At 65.4% G+C, this 792-nt stretch carries 1 protein-coding gene; it reads right to left on the reverse strand.

All coding sequences use genetic code 11. The annotated features are described in order from the left end of the window. Positions 1-792 (reverse strand): aminotransferase-like domain-containing protein (locus GQ57_RS37995; RefSeq protein ID WP_034200626.1); only part of this gene is annotated, 792 nt, incomplete at both ends.

Here is a 792-nt window from a genome sequence, read left to right on the forward strand (position 1 = left end):
TCCGGGAAGAACCGCGACACCATCGCCCGCATCAGGTTCGCCTGCTGCGCATACGCCTTGCGCAGGCGCCGCAGGTGATGCTCGTAGCCGTCGCGTTCGAGAAACTCCGCGATCGCGAGCTGCGGCAACGACGGCGTCGCCAGCGTGTTCAGGAATTTCAGCTTCTCGACCTGGTCGCGATAACGGCCCGGCAACGCCCAGCCGATCCGGTACGCGGCCGTCAGGCTCTTCGAGAACGACGAGCAATGCAGCACGATCCCGTTCCGGTCGTAGGACTTCAGCGAACTCGGATGCGATTCGCCGAAATACAGTTCGTTGTACACGCCGTTCTCGATCAGCGGCATGCCGGCCTTCGCGGCAAACTCGACCAGCTCGCGCTTGCGCTCGTCCGGCATCTGGAACCCCAGCGGGTTCTGGAAATTCGGCATCACCATGCACGCGGCGATCGGCTGCGATTTCGCGATCGTCGCCAGCGCCGCGATGTCGATCCCGTACTCCGGATGCGTCGCCACCTCGATCGCCTTCATCCCCATCCGCTCGATCGCGTGCAGCATCGCGTAGAACGTCGGCGATTCCACCGCGATCGTGTCGCCCGGTTTCGCCACCGCCTGCAGGCACAGGTTGATCGCCTCCGTCGCGCCGACCGTCACGATGATCTCGTTCGGGTCCACCGACATCCCGTTTTCCAGGTAGCGCCGCGCGATCTGCCGGATCAGCCGCGGATGGCCCGGCGGCAAGCCCTCCGTCACGCCCCACAGCGACTTGTCGCGGCCGGCCGCATACGCATAGCGG

Source organism: Burkholderia sp. MSh2, assembly GCF_000731655.1.
GTDB lineage: Bacteria > Pseudomonadota > Gammaproteobacteria > Burkholderiales > Burkholderiaceae > Burkholderia > Burkholderia paludis.